The organism is Citrobacter sp. Cf087 (assembly GCF_030334285.1).
Taxonomy (GTDB): domain Bacteria; phylum Pseudomonadota; class Gammaproteobacteria; order Enterobacterales; family Enterobacteriaceae; genus Citrobacter; species Citrobacter freundii.
In genome coordinates this window covers 437,597-460,391 of the sequence record NZ_JAOWED010000031.1, presented here as the reverse complement: position 1 = coordinate 460,391, position 22,795 = coordinate 437,597, and the positions used below count along the sequence as shown (strand labels likewise).

Below are 22,795 nucleotides of genomic sequence, written 5' to 3'. Positions count from 1 at the left end.
GGGAGCGATAAAGAAAGCTAAGGTTATTCTCCTAATTTTCAAAACCAGCGCAAGTCATTAGAAGACGAACCAGAGACAATATGAATGAGAAAGCGTATTGTCATACAAAGCGCTATGCTTGTTCCTGATATTGAGTCTCACCACAAGGAGTGGAGAATGTCTTCCATTACAACAGATAATAAAGCTTTCCTGAATGAACTGACCCGTCTGGTTGGTCATTCTCACCTGCTCACTGAACCTGCTAAAACGGCCCGCTATCGCAAGGGATTCCGCTCCGGCCAGGGCGAAGCGCTCGCCGTCGTGTTCCCCGGCTCGCTTTTAGAGCTGTGGCGCGTTCTCAATGCTTGCGTCGCCGCAGATAAAATTATCCTGATGCAGGCCGCCAATACCGGCCTGACCGAAGGCTCTACGCCGAGCGGAAATGATTACGACCGCGAAATTGTCATTATCAGCACCCTGCGCCTGGATAAACTGCACGTCATCGGCAAAGGCGAACAAGTGCTGGCTTATCCCGGTACAACGTTGTATTCGCTGGAAAAGGCGCTCAAACCGTTTGGCCGTGAGCCACATTCTGTGATCGGGTCATCCTGTATTGGCGCTTCGGTAATTGGCGGCATTTGCAACAACTCCGGCGGCTCGCTGGTACAGCGCGGCCCGGCATATACCGAGATGTCGCTGTTTGCGCGTATTGACGAACAAGGTAAATTGCAGTTGGTCAACCATCTGGGTATCGAGCTGGGCCAGACCCCGGAACAGATCCTGAGCAAACTTGATGACGAGCGGATTAAAGATGACGATGTCCGCCACGACGGACGACACGCGCACGATCACGACTATGTCACCCGCGTCAGAGATATTGAGGCGGACACGCCCGCCCGCTATAACGCTGACCCGGATCGCTTGTTTGAATCATCCGGTTGTGCAGGTAAGCTTGCGGTTTTCGCCGTGCGTCTGGACACCTTCGAAGCCGAAAAAAATCAGCAGGTCTTTTACATCGGTACCAATCAGCCTGAAGTGCTGACGGAAATCCGCCGTCATATTCTGGCAAAATTTGAGCACCTGCCGGTCGCCGGTGAATATATGCACCGCGATATTTACGACATCGCCGAGCAATATGGCAAAGATACGTTTCTGATGATCGACAAGCTCGGCACCGACAAAATGCCGTTCTTTTTCACCCTGAAAGGTCGCACCGATGCGATGCTGGAAAAAGTGAAAATTTTCCGTCCGCATTTCACCGACCGGGCAATGCAGAAATTTGGTCATTTGTTCCCCAGCCACTTACCGGCACGCATGAAAAGCTGGCGCGATAAGTACGAGCATCACCTGCTGTTAAAAATGGCCGGTGGCGGCGTGGCTGAAGCGCAAAACTGGCTCAGCGAGTATTTCAAAACCGCTGAAGGCGACTTCTTTGCCTGTACCCCAGAAGAAGGCAGCAAGGCGTTTTTGCATCGCTTTGCGGCGGCTGGCGCGGCGATTCGTTATCAGGCCGTACATGCCGATGAAGTAGAAGATATTCTGGCGCTGGATATCGCGCTGCGTCGTAACGACACCGAATGGTATGAGCATCTGCCGCCAGAAATCGACAGTCAACTGGTGCATAAGCTCTATTACGGTCACTTTATGTGCTATGTATTCCATCAGGATTACATCGTGAAAAAAGGCGTGGATGCACATGCGCTAAAAGAGCAGATGCTGGAGCTTCTGCACGAGCGCGGAGCACAGTATCCGGCAGAGCATAACGTCGGACATCTGTATAAAGCACCGGAAACATTAACCCGTTTTTACCGCGAGAATGACCCCACCAACAGTATGAATCCGGGTATTGGTAAAACGAGTAAGCAAAAGTTCTGGAAAGAATCGTAGGCCCGATAAGCGTAAGCGCCATCGGGCACGTTGCCGGGGGCGCTTCGCTTGCCCGGCCTACGGTTTAATCGTTCTGCGCGGTTTGCTCACCCGTAGCTGAACCTGCCGCCGCCATCTGCGCCGCTTTTTGCTTTTTGTAGCTCAGCGCTGCCGCCGGAACCGGCATCACCTTGCCGGTTTCAATCCAGGTGCGTAAACGGCTGGCATCGGCAAAGTGGGTATATTTACCGAACGCATCCATCACCACCAGCGCCACCGGTTTATTGTTAATCACCGTGCGCATCACCAGACAGTGGCCTGCCGCATTGGTAAATCCGGTTTTGGTTAACTGAATATTCCAGTTATCGCGGTATACCAGATGGTTGGTGTTACGGAATGGCAGCGTATAAGCCGGGTTGGCAAAGGTCGCCATATCTTCACGCGTAGTGCTTAACTGGCCAATCAGCGGATACTGCTTGCTGGCGATCAGCAGCTTGGTTAAATCACGAGCTGTCGAGACGTTATGAATCGATAAGCCGGTTGGTTCCACAAAGCGAGTCTGAGTCATGCCGAGCGCTTTCGCTTTGGCATTCATGGCTTTAATAAACGCGTTATAACCGCCAGGGTAATGATGCGCCAGACTGGCTGCCGCACGGTTTTCTGACGACATCAGCGCCAGCAGCAGCATGTCTTTACGGCTAATTTCACTGTTCAGTCGCACACGAGAGTAGATGCCTTTCATTTCCGGTGTCTGACTGATATCAACTTTCAGTTTCTCATCCAACGGCAGTCGTGCATCAAGCACCACCATCGCGGTCATTAACTTGGTAATCGACGCAATCGGACGCACAAGGTCCGGGTGGTTCGAATAGATAACTTTGTTGGTATTCAGATCAACAATCATCGCGCTACCGGACGCTATCTCAGGTTGAGAAGCCGCTGCGGTAGTTGCCGTTTTCGCCACGGCTTGGGGTGCAAAAGGAACGGCCAGCACCAGGGCAAGGCTTAATAATGAAACTCGGAATTTCAGCATGATGAGATTTCTGATAATGGTTCACGCACGTCACAACGCACACCGCCAGAGACTAAGTATTATCTCAAGCTAGCTCAGGCATCATAGCGATCCGGCAGGTTTGCCGCCACAGGAGAATCGTCTCGAAATGCTGCGTTGCTGACTTTTACGTCAACAACGCAGCGCAGACAGGTTTATCCGTCAGAATAATCGGTAGCCGTAACCCCACAGGATTACCGTAATAGCCAGCAGAACTTCCAGTACCAACACACCGATCGCCAGCGTCGAACTGGAAAAACTTAACCCTTCCTCGCGTGTGATATTCAGGAACGTAGGTATGCCGAGATAAAGTAAATAGCCGGTGTAAAACAACGCGATGGTCCCCACCAATGCGCACAGCCAGACCAGCGGATAAAGTGCGACCAGTCCGCTTAAAAACAGCGGCGTCGCGACATATCCTGCAAAAACCATACAATGCGCCAGCGACGGGCGCTGCGGGTAATTACGCGCCATCCACCAGATAACCCGCCCCATAACGGCGACGCCCGCCAGCATCACCCCGTAAAACAGAATTGCCATCGCAAATCCGGTCAACAGAGACAGCTTCAGGATATTGCCATCGCCAAAATTCCAGCCGATTTGCGTGGTGCCGATAAATGCGCAAACCACCGGGATTGCCGCCATCAGCAGTACATGGTGGGTATAGTGATGCGAAACGCTTTCGTTTTCGCTGTTGATCACGTGCATTTCACGATCGGGATGGGAAAACAGCCCCCAGACATGGTTCATACCGCCCCCTTGTTGTCAGCTCCGGACCTCAACACTTCAAGTATAATTCAGCTTTTGATTATTTTATGTACACAGAAAAAATACCGAAGCGCCGGGTAAAAAGTTTGTTCAGGCGTAGGCATGATAAGCGAAGCGCCATCAGGCATTGGAGAGCTGAGCGACCTTAAGCGCTACTACGCGGCTTTTCCGGCATCAAATAATCATAGGGTGTATGCTATTAGCAGTGGAGGTCATACAATCGTATGGATATAAATCATTATGTTGCGCAATACGGCTATGCTGCGTTAATCATCGGCAGTCTGGCGGAAGGCGAAACCATTACCCTGTTAGGCGGCGTTGCGGCGCATCAGGGCGTCCTGAAATTTCCCCTGGTGGTACTCTCGGTCGCGCTGGGCGGGATGATTGGCGATCAGTTGCTTTATTTACTCGGACGTCGTTTTGGCGGCAAAATTTTGCAGCGTTTCTCGCGCCACCAGGCGAAAATTGATTACGCACAGAAGATAATCCAGCGACGTCCTTACCTGTTTGTAGTCGGTACGCGCTTTATGTACGGCTTTCGCGTTATTGGTCCCTTACTGATTGGCGCCAGTCACCTGCCGCCGAAGATCTTTTTACCGCTAAATATTCTTGGCGCGTTTGTCTGGGCATCGTTATTTACTACTCTGGGCTACATCGGTGGTGAAGTGATAGCGCCGTGGCTGCACAGCCTTGACCAGCATATCAAGCATGGCATCTGGCTGGTGCTGGTTATCGGGATTGTCGCGGGCGTCCGCTGGTGGATGAAACGGCGAAGCACGCGTAAAGCGCAATGAAGATGGCCCGACAGCGGAACACCGTCGAGCCGATTAATCAGGACGCGTGATAACCGCCGCCCAGCGCACTGGTCAACTGAATTGAGGCATCCAGCCATTGGCCCTGCAAAAGCAGACCGTTGCACTGCTCACGTAATGCCGGGATCTTTGCCTCGCTGACCCTGGAGCCCGCAATAATACCCGCATTAAAGCGTGCCTGAGCCAGCCCCACTACGCGCTGAGCGTCATGTTCAATCTGCTGCTGATGCTGATTTTTCTGCGCTAATGTTTCTACCTGCGATGCGGCACGTGCCACGTCATTCACCGCATCCACCACCGCTTTGTTGTAATTCGCCACCGTCAGGTTGCTTTGCGCTTTCGTAATATCGAGATTTGCGTTCAGCCTGCCGCTGTCAAAGATAGGCAGAGTCAGCCCAGCGGTTACGCCCATTTGCTGCGCGGAATGGCGGAACAAGTCACTCAGATGTAACGCATCCTGTTGTAAAAATGCCATCAGATTCACATCGGGATAAAACGCCGCTTTCGCCGCATCAATGCTGCTCAGCGATGACTCAATGTACCAGTGCGCCGCCTGTAAATCCGGGCGGCGGGCCAGTAGCGAGTAACCCAATTGTGACGGGAGCTGGCTTTCGACCGCGGGCAGTGGGGTCGAATGGAGCTTCAGGGCAGTGGACTGGGCATTGGTCAGCGCGCTCAGCCGTGCTTCAATCACCTTCATTTTGCCGCTGACATCATTCAACTGCTGCTCTGTTTTGCTGGAGTCAATATCAGTTTCAACGCCTTCCACTGAAGAAGTTAGACCGTTTTGATACAGCTGACGATCGACGCTTATCACATTTTGCTGCTCGCTTTCGATTTGCGTCAGTACGGTTTTCAGCGCCGCCTGCGTCTGCCATTCCCAGTAAAGGCGGGAGACACCGCTCGCCAGCAGCTGCCGGGTTTGCTCGCGCTCAGCCTCACGTGCCTTAACGGCCCCAATACGCGCCGTCACTTCAGCCCGATTTTTACCCCACAGATCCAGATTCCAGCCAGCGGTTAAACCAAAGGTTCCATTGGTGTACCACGGTCCTGTTGTTCCGGCGGCCGGATCGGTAATGGCAAACGGTCCCATCAGACCCTCAGCTGACATTCTCTGACGCTCAACGTCTGCGGAGAAGTCGATCTCCGGGCCATCCTGTGCTTCCACGGCCTTAGCCTGCGCCTCCGCCAGTTGAATGCGCTGTTCCGCTACCTGCATATCAGGAGAATTTCGCAACGTGCTGTCAATCAACGCATTAAGTTGTGGGTCGTGATATGCCCTCCACCACTGGCTGTCCGGCCAGCCATTTTTTAACGCGGCAGGCAATGTGGTATCGACATTCGCAGCAGGGGTCTGCTGTGACAGAGACTGGCGGTCATCATGCATAGGCGCACAGCCTGCCATCAGAACAAAAAGCGGCAACAATGCCGTGGTGATAAACACAGAATTACGATTCATGGAGATATACAGGTAAGAAAAGATGTGCAGAGATTACGACTTGTCGCTTTTGCTTTTTTAGTTACGCGTGGCAATACATCTTTGGCAATAAAAATATAAAATCAGAAAAATATACACCTCGCGAATAATATAGGTTAAATAGTTTTAATAATTAATGGATGGAGATTTTATGTCACAGAATATCTATGACGATCCTGAGTTCTTTGCTGGATATGCCACGCTGGATCGTTCAGTAAAGGGGCTCGACGGCGCGCCAGAATGGCCGACAATACAAGCGATGCTCCCCTCTCTTCAAGGCAAAAACATTCTTGATTTGGGCTGTGGATATGGCTGGTTTTGCCGCTACGCGCGCGATAATCAGGCTGCCAGTGTAGTGGGACTGGATATTTCACAAAAAATGTTAACTCAGGCGCACAGTATGACGCAGGGTAATGGCATCGTTTATCAGCGTGAAGATCTCGAAACGCTTACCTTGCCCCCAAATTCCTTTGATCTGGTTTATAGCTCGCTTGCCCTGCACTATTTGCACGATATAGAACGATTATTCGTAACCATTTACCAGTCATTAACACCGGGAGGCATGTTGGTTTTCTCTGCTGAGCATCCAATTTATACCGCACCGCTTAACCAGGGCTGGATCAAAGATAAAACCGGGCAACTCTCCTGGCCGATTAATCATTATCAGCAGGAAGGTGAGCGCATCAGTAACTGGTTTGCTGAGGGCGTCAAAAAACAGCACCGTAAGCTGGCGACCTGGATTAATGCGCTGATTGGGGCCGGATTCGACATCGTTTGTGTCGATGAATGGGGACCTTCCGCGCAACAGATTGCTGAAAACCCAGCGTTAGATGAAGAAAAAGAGCGGCCGATGGTGTTTCTGCTCAGCGCACGTAAACCAGCATAACAGCGCCTCCAGGCAGAATGATTAATACTTTCCTATACTCAATCTGAACTTACCAAAAAAAGGAAAGTTAATGAAAATTCTGCTGTGGGTTATTCTGATTATTTTTCTGATTGGACTGTTGGTGGTAACAGGCGTGTTTAAGATGATTTTTTGATATTGCTGCCTATCAGCCAGCCCGGATAAGGCATTAGCATTTAATCCGGTCTGGCGCATCAGCTGTGTTCAAAGGGTAATAGCCTGAATCGCACGCGCGATATCCGGCGAATTGTTTAACGCACGAATTTCCTGAAACAGCGCGGTTGCCTCTGAATATTCTTTTCGCAGATACCCTAACCACTGCTTAATCCGCGCTACATGATACAGCCCGGTGTCCCCCTGCTTTTCAAGACGGGTATATTTTTGCAACAGCATCACGACATCAGGCCACGGCATACGCGGCTCGTTGTATTTCACCACGCGACTCAGGTTTGGAATATTTAATGCGCCACGTCCGATCATCACCGCATCGCATCCGCTGATGGCCATACAATCCTGGGCGCTCTGCCAGTCCCAGATTTCGCCATTCGCGATAACCGGAATAGTCAGTCGCTGGCGGATCTCGCCAATCGCCTGCCAGTTGATATGTTCTGCCTTATAGCCCTGTTCCTTGGTTCGACCATGTACCGCCAGTTCGCTGGCGCCAGCCTGCTGCACGGCATCGGCAATTTCAAACTGCCGATCGCTGTTATCCCAACCCAGACGCACTTTCACCGTCACCGGGAGATGAGCCGGGACCGCCTCGCGCATAGCTTTTGCGCCCCGGTAGATAAGCTCAGGCTCTTTCAGTAACGTTGCGCCACCGCCGCTGCCGTTCACCAGCTTCGACGGACAACCACAGTTCAGATCGACACCGTACGATCCCAGTTCTACCGCACGCGCCGCATTCTCCGCCAGCCACTGCGGGTACTGCCCCAACAGCTGAATGCGAACCAACGTGCCGGATGGCGTCCGGCTGTTGTTATGCAGTTCCGGGCAGAGTCGATGAAATACTTTTGCCGGCAGGAGCTGATCCACCACGCGCACAAACTCGGTGATGCACAGATCGTAATCATTCACTTCAGTCAGCAACTCGCGCACCAGTGAGTCGAGCACGCCTTCCATCGGCGCCAGTAAAACACGCATATCGTCACCCGCAAAAAAAGAGGCGCTATGGTAGCGCCTCCGTTCGGGAGATTAAAGAGGCTCAGCGTGGCAGCAGGCAGTTATCTTCTTTCCAGCCGTATAACCACTCCATACCGCGATAAAATTCCGCCTGCGACTTGTCTTTCCACAACAGATTACGCACCTGACGCTCGACGCTTGCGGCATGATAGACGCGTCCCATTTCGCGCGTTGACCAGACGATGCGTGCGGTACGCGGAATACGCACCGACTCATACAGCGCAAAGGCATCAGCCGCATCGCCGTCACACTGCTGTAACGCTTTACCTAGCGTGACAGCATCTTCCAGCGCCATACAGGCTCCTTGCGCCATATATTGCGCCACCGGGTGCGCGGCATCTCCCACCAGCGTGATGCGGTCGGTTCCCCATTTCTCTACCGGCTCACGATCGGCGGTTGACCAGCGCCGCCATGACGTCGGTTTATCCAGCATCTGACGAGGGCGTGGATGAATACCCGCAAAATAGGAGAGCACTTCCTCTTTGCTACCATCCTTCACCCCCCACTCTTCCTGCTGACGACTGTGGAAGGTCACCACCAGGTTGTACTGTTTGCCGCCGCGCAGTGGGTAGTGCACCAGATGACAATGCGGTCCGGCCCACAATACCGGCGCGTTAATGCGCAAATCTTCCGGCATATCATCGCAATCAATCACGGCGCGATAGACCACGTGCCCGGTAACCCGCGGAGCATCGCCAATCAGAGACTGACGAACAACCGATTTTACACCGTCACAGCCCACCAGAATATCCGCCGTCCAGCTGTTGCCGTGCTCGTCAAATACCGTCACGTCATTCTCTGTCTGGCGAATATCAACCACGTTAGTTGAAGTGCGATACTCAACGTTAGGATGCACCAGTGCCGCTTCCCAAACGCTGGCGTGAATATCAACCCGATGGATAACCGCATAAGGACCGCCAAAGTGATCGCGGAACGCCTGCCCGGTTTCAATGCGTACCACCTCTTTCGCATTTACCGCATCCATCATCGTGATGTGGTCGGTAAAAACGGCGCGTTGACGGGCAACTTCCCCCACGCCAAGGCTGTCCAGAGCAGAGAATGCATTCGGCCCGAGCTGAATACCCGCGCCAATTTCACCAATCTCGTGCGCTTTCTCCAGCAACATCACTTTAATGCCCTGACGGGCTAGCGATAGCGCGGTCGCCGCGCCGCCAATCCCGCCACCCACGATAATTGCGCGTGTCACTTTAGCCATTGTCGTTCTCCTTATCAGGCTGGAATTTTGTCTTGTTGATTCTCGGGCGCGGCGGCGATAAACGCCGGAAGCTGGGTACAGGCATCATATACCGCCTTACAGCGTGGATATCCGCTCAGATCGCAACCCATCCGCAACGCGTTTGCCCACTGCGGGATCAGACAGCAATCCGCCAGCGTCGGTGCGTCCCCCACGCAAAACGTCCCCGAGTGACTCTGGCGCAACATCTGTTCCACCGCGCTTAACCCTTGCTGGATCCAGTGGGCATACCAGCGTTTTTTATCTTCTTCACTGACCTTTAGCTCTTCGCTCAGGTAGCGCAGCACCCGTAGATTGTTTACAGGGTGAATATCGCAGGCGATGGCATAAACGATTTCCAGCACCTTACTACGCGCCGGGAAATCGGCGGGCAGCAGCGGCGACTGCGGAAAGTGGCCATCCAGCCAGTCGGTTATCGCCAGAGACTGCCCGAGTGATTCTCCGTCATCGGTCACCAGCGTCGGCACCAGTCCCACCGCATTCATTCGCCGGTAGGCCAGTTCGTTCTGCTGACCAATGCGAATATTGACGCCCACCGTTTGGTAATCGAGCCCCTTCAGCGCCAGCGCAATGCGTACACGATATGACGCGGAGCTATTAAAGAAACTGTACAGCTTCATTATCCACCTCAGACAATCTTCACGGCGATGGGGGTTAAACCGTCTACGTTTCCGGTGATCACATCCCCTTTCACTACCGCCCCTACGCCTTCGGGTGTACCGGTGTAGATCAGATCGCCTGGCTGCAGTTCGAAAAAGCCTGACAGATAGCTGATGGTTTCATTCACAGACCAGATGAGGTGGCGAATATCGCTACGCTGGTGATCGTCGCCGTTGACCTGCAACCAGATTGGCGCATGGTTAACATCCACACTTTCGCTGGCTTTATGCAACGGCGCGATGGGCGCGGAGAGATCAAACGCTTTGCCGATTTCCCACGGACGCCCCATCTGACGCATCTCCATCTGCCGGTCACGGCGGGTCATATCCAGACCGGTGGCATAGCCCCAGATATATTCGTGCGCTTTTTCCAGCGGAATATCGCTGCCCTTTTTACCAATCGCCACCACCAGCTCTATCTCATAGTGATAGTTATCGGTCTGCGATGGGTACGGCAGTTCAAGGATCTGACCAGCTGCCACCGGGACTATCGCATCAGCAGGTTTACAGAAGAAGAACGGGGGTTCGCGATCCGGATCAAAGCCCATTTCACGCGCATGAGCGGCATAGTTACGGCCCACACAATAAACGCGGCGTACGGGAAATTGTTCATCACTACCAACCACCGGAACGGTAACAGGCGCTTGTGGTTCGAATACATATTGCGTCATTTTCTCTCTCCCAAATTAATAGCGTGCTTCACGGAACAGCCCCAGCGCTTCCTGAACCGGTCTGTCCGAAAAACTGAATAAGACGGTATCTTCGTGGGTCTGGAACGACACGCCGTGCCAGGTCGGCACCACAAAAATATCTTTTGGCGAAAAGTTGAAGGTCTCGTTACCGATGGTGACCTGCCCACTTCCTTCCACCACGTGATAGATAGTGCTGTCAGTGGTACGCGCCATTCGTGAGGAAAAGCCCTGCGGCAACAGTTGCAGGAAGGTTCCCATCGAAGGCATGGGACAACCGCCGGTTACCGGGTTGACGTAACGCATCTTGTAACCGTCCCACTCATCGGCGTCGCCCATACGGGTCAGGTCATGTAGCGCTTCACGGCTGCGATCGTAGCGATAGTTAAAAATCGGCGATGAGTTACCCTTCTGATGGCGCAGCGGCAGCATATTGGCCGCGTAGCGCGGTAAGTAATCCCCTTCCTGGCGCGTGACCGGCTGCTGATCTTCCGGGTAGTCTTCCGCAAAGCCGCAGCCCAGCAGGTTCACCAGCGGCAAATCCAGACCGTCCAGCCACACCACCGGTTCACTGCCCGGGTTGCCGTGATCGTGCCAGCGCCACTGCGGCGTCAGAATAAAATCGCCTTCGTGCATCTGGGTGCGCTCGCCATCCACGGCGGTAAATGCCCCTTTCCCTTCGACAATAAAGCGCAGCGCAGACTGGTTGTGGCGGTGACTCGGCGCAACCTCGCCCGGCATAATTAACTGCAATCCTGCGTACAGCGTTGGGGTGATTGAAGACTGTCCGCGCAACATTGGGTTTTCCAGCACCAGCACGCGGCGAATCGCCTCTTTCGCGCCAATCAGATCGCCACTTTCTAACAGCAGAGGGCGGATCTCCTGATAGTTCCAGTACGCAGGCGCGCAATGTGCGTTCGGGGTTGGCGGCACCAGGCGGTGCAGCGACTCCCACAGAGGGGTCAGATTCTGCCCGGAAATATGCTGGTAAAACTGCTGACGGCTGTTCTTAACATCCTGATTCAGTTCAGACATAGGGATTCTCCTTATTCATTCACAATACCTGCGCGAGGCAGAGTATTTGAGGCAGAGGCCGACTGGCGGATAACAACCGTCAGCAGCGTAAGCATCACCGCGCTGATGGCCGCCGGGACGGCAATAATGAAAAACAGGTTATCGAATGAGAAATTCATCGCCATCATCACGCCGCCAGAAAGCGAGCCGACAATCGCGCCGCAGCGCCCCACCGCATTAGACCAGCTGACGCCCGTCGCCCGGCTTTGTGTCGGATATAGCGTGGCGGTTAACGCATTTAGACCAACCTGAGAACCGCTGATACCAATGCCGGTGCCAAAAATAGCCAGAGCCATCAACCACAGACCGTTCTCGCTCAGGCCAATCATGACGATGCACACTGCGCCCAGTGCATAACTCACGGCCAGCACGCGGAAAGGATTGTATTTATCCATCAGCACGCCCAGCGCCAGCGCCCCCAGCGTTCCTCCAATCTGGAAGGCGGCAGTTACCCATGAGGCATGCTGCAGATCAATTCCACGATGGTTTAACAGCGTTGGCATCCAACTGGAAAGCAAATAAATAATCAGCAAGCTCATAAAGAACACTACCCATAGCATCAGGGTAATGGGCAGCTGTCGCCCGACGAACAGCTGGCGAATGCTTCCTTTAGCAATCGCGGTGCCCTCGTTGAGATAAAAATGGGTAGTGTCATAACGTTCCCGGGTGATGGCGCTAACGGTTCTGGCAATCACGTTCTGCGGCAGTTGACGACGAACCTGCCAGCGCGGGGATTCCGGTAGCGCAAACAGCAGAGCCACAAACAGCATGAGTGGTAGAACGCCTCCCAGCACCAGAATGCCGTGCCAGCCAATAACCGGCACCAGTTGCGCGCTCACAATTCCCCCCATCGCCGACCCCAGGGTAAATCCACAAAACATCATGGTCACCAGCGCGCCACGCCGCCGCGCTGGCAGGTACTCTGACGTCATGGTGATGGTATTTGGCATCGCGCCGCCCAGACCTAACCCGGTAAGAAAGCGCAAAATAACCAGCGTTTGTAGATCGGGAGAAAAAGCCGAAATCAGGCTCAGGGCGCCGAACAGCGCCACGCAGAGTTCAATCACCCGTTTGCGGCCAAAACGGTCAGACAATGGGCCGCAGAGCAATGCGCCAGCGGTTAGCCCCAACAGGCCTGCGCCAAACAACGGCGCCAGATCGCCGGCAGTCAGCTGCCAGTGAGTACGAATGTCGGGAGCGATAAAGCCAATAGCTGCGGTATCAAATCCGTCGAGCATGACGACCAGAAAACAGCAAATGATAACGCGCCACTGGGTCTTACCGACGGGAGCGGAATCGATCAGTGCTTGTAGATCACGTTGATGAGTCATAGTGAATGCCTCAGTGCAGGTAGAGTAGATGTCTGTTTTGTTTTAGGTATGTTGCGACTTTGTATGTTTGGAGATGAAATGTACAATGGCTTTTCATGCAGAGGCATAACCTGGAGGTTATAGCAAATGGCAAATTGGGCGCAGAAACTTAAGTTGCAACACCTGCAAACGCTTATCGCGCTGGGCGAACAGGGAAATCTGACTCACGTCGCACGGATGATGAATATCACCCAGCCAGCGTTGTCAAAATGGTTATCACAGCTCGAAGATGAGATTGGCATCACCCTCTTTGAACGTCATAGCAAAGGCTTGCGTCCTTCCGAAGGCGGCAAACTGCTACTGCAGCATGCCCAACGCCTGCTCAATGATATGGAACGTTCGCAATATGAAATCGCCCGTTTTAAGCAAGGCGGCCTGGTGGGAAGTCTGAAGATTGGCTGCTCACCCGTGGCGACCGACTGCGTTTCACTGGCAATACTGGGTTTGCTCAAAGAGTTGCCAACCCTGAACCTTAATATCGAAGAGAAAGTGATGACCCCGCTGCTGCACGATCTGCTCGCGGGTTCGGTGGATGTCGTCGTCGGTCGCGTCGGTGGCCGGGCGCTTCAGTTGCCACTCAATTACCAGGTACTGTATACCGAGCCGGTCTGTTTCGTCGCCCGTCCCGATCATCCCTTGGCAAAATATCCCTTGCTCACCTGGCACGATCTGGCGAACTGGCGCTGGATTGTCTGGCCGACAGGAACCCCTATCCGGATAAGCATTGATAACGCGCTGGTTGATAACGGCGTCATGTTGCCGGAAAACATCATTGAATCGGCGTCGATCAACGTCAGTACCAACCTGCTGCAAAGTAGCGATATGATCTCTATTCTTTCTTTGCGTCTGGCACAACGGTATGCCGCCCAGGGACAGCTGGCTATTCTGAATCTGCCGAAGATTGAACAAAAAGGCAGCGTCGGCGTATTCTGGCGCAACAACGAAACACCTACTACCGCCCTGAATCGTTTTTTGTATTATCTGGCACAGGCTTAGCGCGGAGAGTTAGGGCCATCGCCCGATGTTCCAGATATCTATTTCCTCTATGCTTAGAATTCATGATGTGATCGGTAGCACGTTTTTAAGTTTAATTGTATGATGAATCAGTCTCGTCAAGGGTTTCAACTATGAGCAAAGCACTGAACGTTATCTGGCAATATTTGCGCGCATTCGTCCTGATTTATGCCTGCCTCTACGCAGGTATTTTTCTTGCGTCGCTACTTCCTATCACCATTCCGGGCAGCATTATCGGCATGCTGATTCTGTTTGTCTTACTGGCTTTGCAGGTGTTACCGGCAAAATGGGTTAACCCTGGCTGCTACGTGCTGATTCGTTATATGGCCCTGCTGTTTGTCCCGATTGGCGTGGGGATCATGCAGTACTTTGACCTGCTCCGCGCACAATTTGGTCCGGTAGTGGTGTCCTGTACCATCAGTACGCTGGTCGTTTTCCTGGTGGTGAGCTGGAGCTCGCACATTGTGCACGGTGAACGCAAAATCGTTGGGCAAAAAGGGTCTAAAGAATGATGTCGTATATCTGGTGGTCGTTACCTCTTACGCTGGCGGTATTTTTTGGCGCACGTAAGCTGGCTGCACGATTTAAAATGCCGCTATTGAACCCGCTGCTGGTTGCCATGGTGGTGATTATTCCCATTCTGCTGCTGACCGGCATTCCCTACGATCACTATTTCAAAGGCAGCGAAGTACTGAACGATTTACTGCAACCTGCCGTGGTCGCGCTGGCCTATCCGTTATACGAACAGCTGCACCAAATTCGCGCCCGCTGGAAATCAATCATTGCTATCTGTTTTGCCGGGAGCGTTGTGGCAATGGTAACAGGTACAACAATCGCTTTGTTGATGGGCGCATCACCGCAAATTGCCGCGTCTATCATGCCAAAATCGGTTACCACGCCTATCGCTATGGCCGTGGGAGGCAGTATTGGCGGCATTCCGGCTATCAGCGCCGTATGCGTTATTTTTGTCGGTATCCTTGGGGCAGTATTTGGTCATACGTTGCTTAATGCGATGCATATTCGCACCAAGGCCGCTCGGGGGCTGGCAATGGGCACCGCGTCGCACGCCCTGGGTACCGCACGCTGTGCAGAACTGGACTACCAGGAAGGCGCGTTTAGCTCTCTTGCGCTGGTTATTTGCGGCATTATCACCTCGTTGGTTGCCCCATTCCTGTTCCCGATTATTCTGGCGGTGGTGGGTTAACCTTCATTTTTTAGTTATTTATTTGCGATGCGTTGCACATTTTTCATTTAAGTTTCATAAGTTGCATACGTAATGGGATTTAGATCACATATAAAGCCATAACGGGCCCGTAAACTACGATTCCATTACATTGTTATGAGGCATCGCCATGCATCCACGTTTTCAAACTGCTTTTGCCCAACTCGCGGATAACTTGCAATCAGCCCTGGCCCCTGTTCTGGCGGATGCGCATTTCCCCGCCATGCTGACTGCTGAGCAGGTCTCTTTGCTGAAACGCGAATCGGGACTGGACGAAGACGCGCTGGCATTCGCTCTGCTGCCGCTGGCTGCGGCCTGCGCGCGTACTCCACTGTCCAATTTCAACGTTGGGGCTATTTCTCGCGGCATCAGCGGCAACTGGTACTTCGGTGGGAACATGGAGTTCCTGGGCGCGACCATGCAGCAAACTGTTCATGCCGAGCAAAGCGCTATCAGCCACGCCTGGCTGCGCGGTGAAAAAGGGCTCGCCGCCATCACCGTCAACTACACGCCGTGCGGCCACTGTCGCCAGTTTATGAACGAACTAAACAGCGGACTGGATTTACGTATTCATCTGCCGGGACGTGCGCCACACGTGCTGCGCGATTATCTGCCAGATGCCTTCGGCCCGAAAGATCTGGAGATTAAAACGCTGCTGATGGACGATCAGGATCACGGCTTCGCACTGCAGGGCGATGCGTTGACCCAGGCAGCAATCACCGCTGCCAACAGATGTCATATGCCGTACAGCAAATCCCCAAGCGGCGTGGCGCTGGAGTGTAAAGATGGTCGTATTTTTAGCGGCAGCTATGCTGAAAATGCTGCTTTTAACCCAACCCTGCCACCACTGCAAGGCGCGTTGAACCTGTTGAATCTGAACGGTTATGATTATCCAGATATCCAACGCGCCGTGCTGGCTGAAAAAGCCGATGCGCCGTTAATTCAGTGGGATGCGACATCTGCTACGCTGAAAGCACTGGGTTGCGACAATATAGAGCGCGTGCTACTCGACTAAGTCGTGTTGCCCGATGGCGTAACGCCATCGGGCAACAGTGACTAAAATCCCCTCAATCAGATTGCTGTTTCTTGCGCTACGTCTTCGGGTAAAGTAGCCTGATTGAAATTCCATCCAAATAACGAGTTTTCTGCATGTTAAAGCGCGTGTTTTACAGCCTGTTAGTCCTGCTGGGCTTGCTGCTTTTGACTGTGCTTGGACTCGATCGGTGGATGAGCTGGAAGACTGCTCCCTACATTTACGACGAACTGCAGGATTTACCCTACCGCCAGGTAGGTGTGGTTCTGGGCACGGCGAAGTATTACCGCACCGGCGTCATCAATCAGTATTACCGCTACCGCATTCAGGGCGCATTGAACGCCTATAACAGCGGGAAGGTAAACTATCTGCTGTTAAGCGGCGACAACGCGCAGCAAAGCTACAACGAACCCATGACGATGCGTAAAGATCTGATTGCCGCAGGCGTCGATCCCGCTGACATCGTGCTTGATTACGCCGGGTTCCGAACGCTCGACTCCATCGTGCGCACCCGTAAGGTGTTCGATACCAACGATTTCATCATTATTACCCAGCGATTCCACTGTGAACGTGCCTTGTTTATTGCGCTCCATATGGGTATCCAGGCCCAGTGCTACGCCGTACCTTCGCCAAAAGATATGCTCACCGTGCGGGTACGTGAATTTGGTGCCCGTTTTGGTGCACTTGCCGATCTCTACATTTTTAAACGTGAACCCCGCTTTTTAGGCCCACTGGTCCCTATCCCTACCATGCATCAGGTACCGGACGATGCACAGGGATATCCGGCAGTCACGCCTGAACAACTGCTCGAATTACAAAAGAAACAAGGAAAATAAGCATGGATGTACAAACCCTTTTCGTCGTGTTGGCCTTTCTGCTCATTCCCGTGTTTTGTTTTCGTGAAGCCTGGAAAGGCTGGCGCTCGGGAGCCGTAGATAAAATTAAAAAGAATGCGCGCGAACCGGTTTTCGCTTATCGCAATCAAGAGCCGCTGCAATTTTGGTCTTACGTACTGGTTTATGCTGGATGCGGGTGCTTATCATTCGGTATGGTTATTTACTTAGTTTTTTATCGATAACGCATTTGCCTTTATACTAGCGTTTGAGAATAGCTAATATTTTGATAATAGTTACCATTTCAAGATAAGGGATTAATGCTGCCCGTCAGCATTTCCCTCAAACTCTCTTCTATTTGTGAATCCTTTCACAGAATACTCTTCCTGCAGTGCTTAGCCTTAAGAATAGCCTTTCACTTTTTATATTTTGTTATTAACGGTTTGCCTTAATTTACTCAAGCATTAAGGAAGAAAATATGCCACAACAAAATTATCTGGATGAGCTCACGCCTGCTTTTACCCCATTATTAGCAATAAAAGAGGCTTCCCGCTGTTTATTATGTCACGATGCCCCCTGTAGTCAGGATTGCCCGGCGCAAACCGACCCGGGGAAATTTATTCGCTCCATTTATTTCCGTAATTTTAAAGGCGCAGCCGAAACTATCCGCGAAAATAATGCGCTCGGTGCGGTGTGTGCTCGAGTTTGCCCAACCGAAAAATTATGCCAGCGCGGGTGTACGCGTTCAGGAATTGATAAACCTATTGATATTGCGCGTCTGCAGCGCTTTATAACCGATTTTGAACAGCAGACCGCGATGAAAATATATCAGCCAGCAACAAAAACGCTGGGCAAGGTCGCCATTATCGGTGCAGGTCCGGCAGGATTACAGGCCAGCGTAACGCTGAGCAATCTTGGTTATGACGTAACCATCTTCGAAAAACAGGCTCAGCCAGGCGGCTGGTTGCGCTATGGCATCCCAGAGTTTCGTTTGCCGCATTCGGTTTTGGATCATGAAATTGCCCGTATCGTTGAAATGGGCGTGACCATCAAGTGCAATTGTGAAGTCGGCAATGCCCTTTCCGTTGAGCAACTCAAAGCAGAATATCGCGCCGTACTGGTTACCTCAGGTATGTCTTACGGCTCAACATTGCCTCTTTTTGAGAAAGCGAATCACGTTGAAATTGCCGTCGATTTTCTGCAAAGAGCCCGGCAATCAAGCGGAGATATTACCGTCGCCAAAAGTGCATTGATCATCGGCGGTGGCGACGTGGCGATGGATGTCGCCAGTACGTTGAAACTGCTGGGCTGCCCGTCAGTCACCTGTGTCGCGCGTGAAGAACTGGCTGATTTTCCGGCCAGCGATAAAGAATTCAGCAGCACCCAGGCATTAGGCGTGTCGATTATTGACGGTTTCACGCCCGTGGCGGTAAGCGGAAATCAAGTTACCTTTAAGCACGTACGCCTGCCAGGCGAACTCATGCTAGAAGCCGAGCACATTATTCTTGCCGTCGGTCAACACGCTCAGCTTGATAATTTCGCCACGTTAAAGCCACAGCGCAATCTAATCAATACGCAAAACTACCAAACTGCTGATCCGGTTCTGTTTGCTGCAGGCGATATTGTTGAAGGCGATAAAACGGTCGTTTACGCCGTGAAAACCGGAAAAGAAGCCGCTCAGGCCATTCATCACTATTTAGAGGGAGCTTGCTCATGTTAACGAAAGATCTTTCTATTACCTTTTGCGGCGTCAAATTTCCCAACCCGTTCTGCCTCTCTTCCTCCCCGGTGGGCAACTGTTATGAAATGTGCGCCAAAGCCTATGATAGCGGTTGGGGCGGCATTGTTTTTAAAACGATCGGGTTCTTTATTGCGAATGAAGTCTCCCCACGCTTTGACCATCTAACCAAAGAAGATACCGGCTTTATTGGCTTCAAAAACATGGAGCAAATTGCCGAGCATCCGCTGGAGGAGAATCTGGCTGCTATTCGGCGACTGAAACAAGACTACCCGGATAAGGTCCTGATTGCGTCGATCATGGGGGAAAATGAGCAGCAATGGCAGGAACTGGCCCGCCTGGTTGAAGAAGCGGGTGCAGATATGATCGAGTGTAACTTCTCCTGCCCGCAAATGACCTCGCATGCTATGGGCAGCGATGTAGGACAAAGCCCTGAGTTGGTTGAAAAATACTGTCGGGCGGTTAAACGCGGTTCGCCCCTGCCAATGCTGGCTAAAATGACACCAAATATTGGTGATATGTGTGAGGTGGCGCTGGCGGCAAAACGCGGAGGAGCCGACGGCATCGCGACCATCAATACGGTTAAATCCATCACTAATATCGACCTGAACAGGAAAATCGGGATGCCGGTCGTCAACGGTAAATCCAGTATTTCCGGCTACTCCGGCAAGGCAGTTAAACCTATTGCTTTGAGATTTATCCAACAACTACGCATGCACCCTGAACTGCGGGATTTTCCGATTAGCGGCATTGGAGGAATTGAGACCTGGGAAGATGCCGCCGAGTTTTTACTGTTAGGCGCTGCCACGCTGCAGGTGACCACCGGGATCATGCAGTATGGATATCGGATTGTGGAGGACATGATCAGCGGGCTGTCACATTACCTCGCCGATCAAGGGTTTGACTCACTGGAGGAGATGGTGGGTCTGGCCAATGCCAATATCATCCCCGCCGAGGAGCTTGACCGTAGCTACATTGTCTATCCGAACATCCATCTTGATAAATGCATCGGCTGTGGTCGTTGCTACATCTCCTGCTATGACGGCGGGCATCAGGCGATGGAATGGAATGAGGAAACCCGTACACCGCACTGCAATACAGAAAAATGTGTGGGATGTTTATTGTGCGGTCACGTTTGCCCGGTAGCCTGTATTGATCTGGGCGAGGTGAAATTTAAACCCGGAGAGGAAGAACATGCGTTAACGTTGTAACGCAGATAAAAAAGCCCGGTGCAGGTTGCGCTGCACCGGGCTTTTTACGTTGTACGATTACTTCTTACGCGCGTACTTCAGTGAGTCCAGCGCGACCGCGAAGATGATAATGCCGCCCTTGATAATATACTGCCAGTAAGGGTTTACGCCGATGTAGGTCAGACCGTAGTTGATGACGGTGAAGATAATCACACCGGTCACCACGCCAAACACGGTACCTACCCCGCCGCTGAACGACACGCCACCAACCACGCACGCCGCAATCGCATCCAGCTCATACATAAAGCCGAGGTTGTTGGTCGCCGAGCCGATACGCCCGGCTTCCAGCAAACCACCGAAGGCATAGAACACGCCAGACAACGCATAGATAATCAACAGGTTCAGCGCAACGTTTACCCCAGACACTTTCGCTGCTTCCGGGTTTCCGCCGATGGCGAAAATGTTTTTACCGAAGCGGGTCTTGTTCCACAGCACCCACACAAAGGCCACGGCAATCAGCGCGTAGAAGGTGATGTAGGAGAGTCGGAAACTGCCCAGTGCAATAAAGCCCTGTGCAAAGGTTGAAAATCCGCTGTCAAAGCCAGAGATTGGCGATGCGCCGACGAAGTCGTAGTACAGGGAGTTGATCCCGTAAACGATAATCATCGTACCCAGGGTGGTGATAAACGGCGTCACGTTCAGGTAAGCAATGATAATACCGTTCACCAGACCGATAATGGCACCAATCACGCAGACAATCAGCACCACTACAATGATCGGCATCGTCGCCATTTCCGGGAACACCTTGTTGGCATTCTCCATCGACTGCAACAAAGTCGCTGCCACCACTGCCGCCAGGCCAACCTGACGCCCCGCCGACAGGTCGGTCCCTTGGGTAACAATCAGTCCAGCCACACCCAATGCGATAATAATACGCACCGAGGATTGCGTGAGAATATTACTCAGGTTCAGTAAGCTTAAGAAAGTGGGATCCTGGAAAATAATAATCGCCAGCAAAACCAAAAGAACAACGTAAATTCCGCCTTCTTTCAGGTAAGTAAGAAAACTTTTCTTATTTAACGCACTCATGAGGAGCCCCTAATCTTAAAGGTGCAAAGACGCAAGACGGAGGATTTCGTTTTGCGTTGTTGTTTTAGTGTCAACAATTCCGGCAACGAGACCATTGCTCATCACCAGAATACGATCGGTAATACCCAGCAGCTCCGGCATTTCAGAGGAAATAATAATAATCCCCTTATCCTTTTTCGCGAGTTCGGCAATTAACTGGTAAATTTCAAATTTCGCGCCAACATCGATTCCACGCGTCGGTTCATCCAGCATCAGAATTTCTGGCTGCGTTAATAACCAACGACCAATAACCACCTTTTGCTGATTACCGCCAGAAAGTGAACCAATTTGCGTACGATGGCCCGGTGTTTTCACCCTCATGGAGTCAATTACCCACTGGGTGTCACTCTTCATGCGGGAATTATCCAACAGCCCGACTTTGTTTTTGTAATTTTGGATATTAGAAATTAACGAGTTAAAACCAATGTCCAGATACGCATAAATACCGGTTGAGCGGCGCTCTTCCGTGACCAGCGCAAAACCATGGTTGATGGCTTCATTTGCACTGTGGTTATTAATCTTTTTGCCATGTAGCGTAATCGTACCCGATGATTTCTCACGAATACCAAAAAGCGTTTCAACAATATCCGTGCGTTTTGCGCCGACCAGACCGGCAATCCCGAGAATTTCCCCTTTGTGTAAATCAAACGAGATATCACGAATCGACGGCTGACGCAGCGAGGTCAGGTTACGCACTTGCAGAATGACTTCACCAGGTTTGTTTTCTTTATCCGGAAAACGTTGGTTCAGTGAACGCCCTACCATCATGGCGATGATCTTATCCATATCCAGCCCTTCCAGCGGCTGGGTCGCAATCCACTGGCCGTCGCGTAGAACGGTAATTTCATCACACAGCTGGAAAATTTCTTCCATTTTGTGAGAAATATAAACAATACCGCATCCACGCTCTTTCAGCTTACGGATGATAGTGAACAGATGATTAACTTCTTTCTCGGTTAACGATGAAGTTGGTTCATCCATGATGACGATTTTGGCGTCATAGGAGAACGCCTTCGCAATTTCAATCATCTGCATTTGTGAAACGGATAATGTGCCGACACGCGCACGCGGATCGATATCAATATCCAGTTCATCAAATATCGCTTTGGTATCGCGGTACATTTTTTCCTGATCGACAAACATGCCTTTGGTGGGATAGCGTCCCAGCCACATGTTGTCCATCACAGAGCGTTGTAATACCAGGTTTAATTCCTGGTGTACCATCGAAATACCATTCTCAAGCGCTTCCTTAGCAGAATGAAAATCGATTTCTTTACCCTGAAATAAAATACTGCCGGAATCTTTTTGATAGATGCCGAAAAGACATTTCAATAATGTTGATTTCCCCGCGCCATTCTCTCCCATTAAGGCGTGAATAGAATGCGGGCGGACTTTTAAATTGACATTATCAAGCGCCTTAACGCCGGGGAAGGACTTGTTGATGCCGGTCATTTCCAACAAGTATTCGCCTGACGACTGAGTATGTGTGCTGACCATAATTATACCTTGTTGGCCTTGCAGAGTGCGTTATTAAGGGCGCAATGAAATTGC

General features: G+C 51.9%; 23 protein-coding genes. 12 read left to right on the top strand and 11 right to left on the bottom strand.

What is annotated here, in order from left to right; all coding sequences use genetic code 11:
• The first annotated feature begins 156 nt into the window (after positions 1-156).
• Positions 157-1,866 (top strand): D-lactate dehydrogenase, encoded by a 1,710-nt coding sequence (gene dld, locus OGV57_RS18740; RefSeq protein WP_003027361.1) that lies wholly within the window; start codon positions 157-159, stop codon positions 1,864-1,866.
• 64 nt (positions 1,867-1,930) lie between these two features.
• Here dld and pbpG read toward each other — a convergent pair whose 3' ends face one another.
• Positions 1,931-2,878, bottom strand: coding sequence for a D-alanyl-D-alanine endopeptidase (pbpG, locus tag OGV57_RS18735; RefSeq protein ID WP_003027363.1), 948 nt, complete (start codon positions 2,876-2,878; stop codon positions 1,931-1,933).
• A 180-nt stretch (positions 2,879-3,058) separates the two neighbouring features.
• On the bottom strand, positions 3,059-3,646 hold the full coding sequence (locus OGV57_RS18730) for a Yip1 family protein (RefSeq protein ID WP_003840142.1): 588 nt from the start codon (positions 3,644-3,646) through the stop codon (positions 3,059-3,061).
• 242 nt (positions 3,647-3,888) lie between these two features.
• On the opposite strand from OGV57_RS18730, the gene OGV57_RS18725 reads away from it, so the two are divergent.
• Entirely contained in the window at positions 3,889-4,458 is a 570-nt protein-coding gene (locus OGV57_RS18725) for a DedA family protein (RefSeq protein ID WP_003027365.1), read from the top strand.
• A gap of 37 nt (positions 4,459-4,495) precedes the next feature.
• Here the strand turns inward: OGV57_RS18725 and mdtQ are convergent, their stop codons facing one another.
• Positions 4,496-5,935, bottom strand: coding sequence for a multidrug resistance outer membrane protein MdtQ (gene mdtQ, locus OGV57_RS18720; RefSeq protein ID WP_054528583.1), 1,440 nt, complete (start codon positions 5,933-5,935; stop codon positions 4,496-4,498).
• 169 nt (positions 5,936-6,104) lie between these two features.
• On the opposite strand from mdtQ, the gene OGV57_RS18715 reads away from it, so the two are divergent.
• Together OGV57_RS18715 and yohP are read left to right on the top strand one after the other, a co-directional pair.
• Positions 6,105-6,839, top strand: a complete 735-nt coding sequence (locus OGV57_RS18715) for a class I SAM-dependent methyltransferase (RefSeq protein WP_016150648.1) — start codon at positions 6,105-6,107, stop codon at positions 6,837-6,839.
• Between the two features lie 70 nt (positions 6,840-6,909).
• Positions 6,910-6,993 carry a small membrane protein YohP gene (gene yohP, locus OGV57_RS23840; protein WP_015572324.1) on the top strand — a complete coding sequence of 28 codons (84 nt, stop codon included), beginning with the start codon at positions 6,910-6,912 and terminating at the stop codon, positions 6,991-6,993.
• Between the two features lie 68 nt (positions 6,994-7,061).
• Here the strand turns inward: yohP and dusC are convergent, their stop codons facing one another.
• From dusC to mhbT, 6 genes are all read right to left on the bottom strand, one after another.
• Positions 7,062-8,000, bottom strand: a complete 939-nt coding sequence (dusC, locus tag OGV57_RS18710) for a tRNA dihydrouridine(16) synthase DusC (RefSeq protein WP_048218235.1) — start codon at positions 7,998-8,000, stop codon at positions 7,062-7,064.
• Between the two features lie 61 nt (positions 8,001-8,061).
• Positions 8,062-9,255: a 3-hydroxybenzoate 6-monooxygenase gene (locus tag OGV57_RS18705; protein WP_054528584.1), complete on the bottom strand. Its 1,194-nt coding sequence runs from the start codon at positions 9,253-9,255 to the stop codon at positions 8,062-8,064.
• 14 nt (positions 9,256-9,269) lie between these two features.
• Complete coding sequence (maiA, locus tag OGV57_RS18700; RefSeq protein ID WP_032936672.1) at positions 9,270-9,914, bottom strand: maleylacetoacetate isomerase; 645 nt, start codon at positions 9,912-9,914, stop codon at positions 9,270-9,272.
• A gap of 8 nt (positions 9,915-9,922) precedes the next feature.
• Positions 9,923-10,624, bottom strand: a complete 702-nt coding sequence (locus OGV57_RS18695) for a fumarylacetoacetate hydrolase family protein (protein ID WP_016150651.1) — start codon at positions 10,622-10,624, stop codon at positions 9,923-9,925.
• Between the two features lie 15 nt (positions 10,625-10,639).
• Positions 10,640-11,677, bottom strand: coding sequence for a gentisate 1,2-dioxygenase (gtdA, locus tag OGV57_RS18690; RefSeq protein ID WP_054528585.1), 1,038 nt, complete (start codon positions 11,675-11,677; stop codon positions 10,640-10,642).
• An 11-nt stretch (positions 11,678-11,688) separates the two neighbouring features.
• Positions 11,689-13,047, bottom strand: a complete 1,359-nt coding sequence (gene mhbT / locus OGV57_RS18685) for a 3-hydroxybenzoate transporter MhbT (RefSeq protein ID WP_054528586.1) — start codon at positions 13,045-13,047, stop codon at positions 11,689-11,691.
• 126 nt (positions 13,048-13,173) lie between these two features.
• On the opposite strand from mhbT, the gene OGV57_RS18680 reads away from it, so the two are divergent.
• The 8 genes from OGV57_RS18680 to preA all read left to right on the top strand — a co-directional run bounded on the left by OGV57_RS18680 (position 13,174) and on the right by preA (position 20,137).
• Positions 13,174-14,082 (top strand): LysR substrate-binding domain-containing protein, encoded by a 909-nt coding sequence (locus OGV57_RS18680; protein ID WP_003840122.1) that lies wholly within the window; start codon positions 13,174-13,176, stop codon positions 14,080-14,082.
• A 131-nt stretch (positions 14,083-14,213) separates the two neighbouring features.
• Positions 14,214-14,612 (top strand): CidA/LrgA family protein, encoded by a 399-nt coding sequence (locus tag OGV57_RS18675; RefSeq protein WP_003027379.1) that lies wholly within the window; start codon positions 14,214-14,216, stop codon positions 14,610-14,612.
• Positions 14,609-15,304 carry a CidB/LrgB family autolysis modulator gene (locus OGV57_RS18670; RefSeq protein ID WP_054528587.1) on the top strand — a complete coding sequence of 232 codons (696 nt, stop codon included), beginning with the start codon at positions 14,609-14,611 and terminating at the stop codon, positions 15,302-15,304. Before OGV57_RS18675 ends, OGV57_RS18670 begins: the two co-directional genes overlap by 4 nt.
• Before the next feature lie 148 nt (positions 15,305-15,452).
• Positions 15,453-16,337, top strand: a complete 885-nt coding sequence (gene cdd, locus OGV57_RS18665) for a cytidine deaminase (protein WP_003027381.1) — start codon at positions 15,453-15,455, stop codon at positions 16,335-16,337.
• 134 nt (positions 16,338-16,471) lie between these two features.
• Complete coding sequence (sanA, locus tag OGV57_RS18660; RefSeq protein ID WP_003027383.1) at positions 16,472-17,191, top strand: outer membrane permeability protein SanA; 720 nt, start codon at positions 16,472-16,474, stop codon at positions 17,189-17,191.
• 2 nt (positions 17,192-17,193) lie between these two features.
• Complete coding sequence (locus tag OGV57_RS18655) at positions 17,194-17,433, top strand: DUF2542 family protein (protein WP_003027385.1); 240 nt, start codon at positions 17,194-17,196, stop codon at positions 17,431-17,433.
• A gap of 233 nt (positions 17,434-17,666) precedes the next feature.
• Entirely contained in the window at positions 17,667-18,908 is a 1,242-nt protein-coding gene (locus OGV57_RS18650) for an NAD(P)-dependent oxidoreductase (protein ID WP_054528588.1), read from the top strand.
• Positions 18,902-20,137 carry an NAD-dependent dihydropyrimidine dehydrogenase subunit PreA gene (gene preA / locus OGV57_RS18645; RefSeq protein WP_071684353.1) on the top strand — a complete coding sequence of 412 codons (1,236 nt, stop codon included), beginning with the start codon at positions 18,902-18,904 and terminating at the stop codon, positions 20,135-20,137. Before OGV57_RS18650 ends, preA begins: the two co-directional genes overlap by 7 nt.
• 57 nt (positions 20,138-20,194) lie before the next feature.
• Here the strand turns inward: preA and mglC are convergent, their stop codons facing one another.
• Together mglC and mglA are read right to left on the bottom strand one after the other, a co-directional pair.
• A complete protein-coding gene (mglC, locus tag OGV57_RS18640; protein ID WP_003027393.1) occupies positions 20,195-21,205 on the bottom strand; it encodes a galactose/methyl galactoside ABC transporter permease MglC in 1,011 nt (336 codons plus the stop codon).
• A gap of 15 nt (positions 21,206-21,220) precedes the next feature.
• Positions 21,221-22,741, bottom strand: a complete 1,521-nt coding sequence (gene mglA / locus OGV57_RS18635) for a galactose/methyl galactoside ABC transporter ATP-binding protein MglA (RefSeq protein WP_003027396.1) — start codon at positions 22,739-22,741, stop codon at positions 21,221-21,223.
• Between the last annotated feature and the right edge of the window lie 54 nt (positions 22,742-22,795).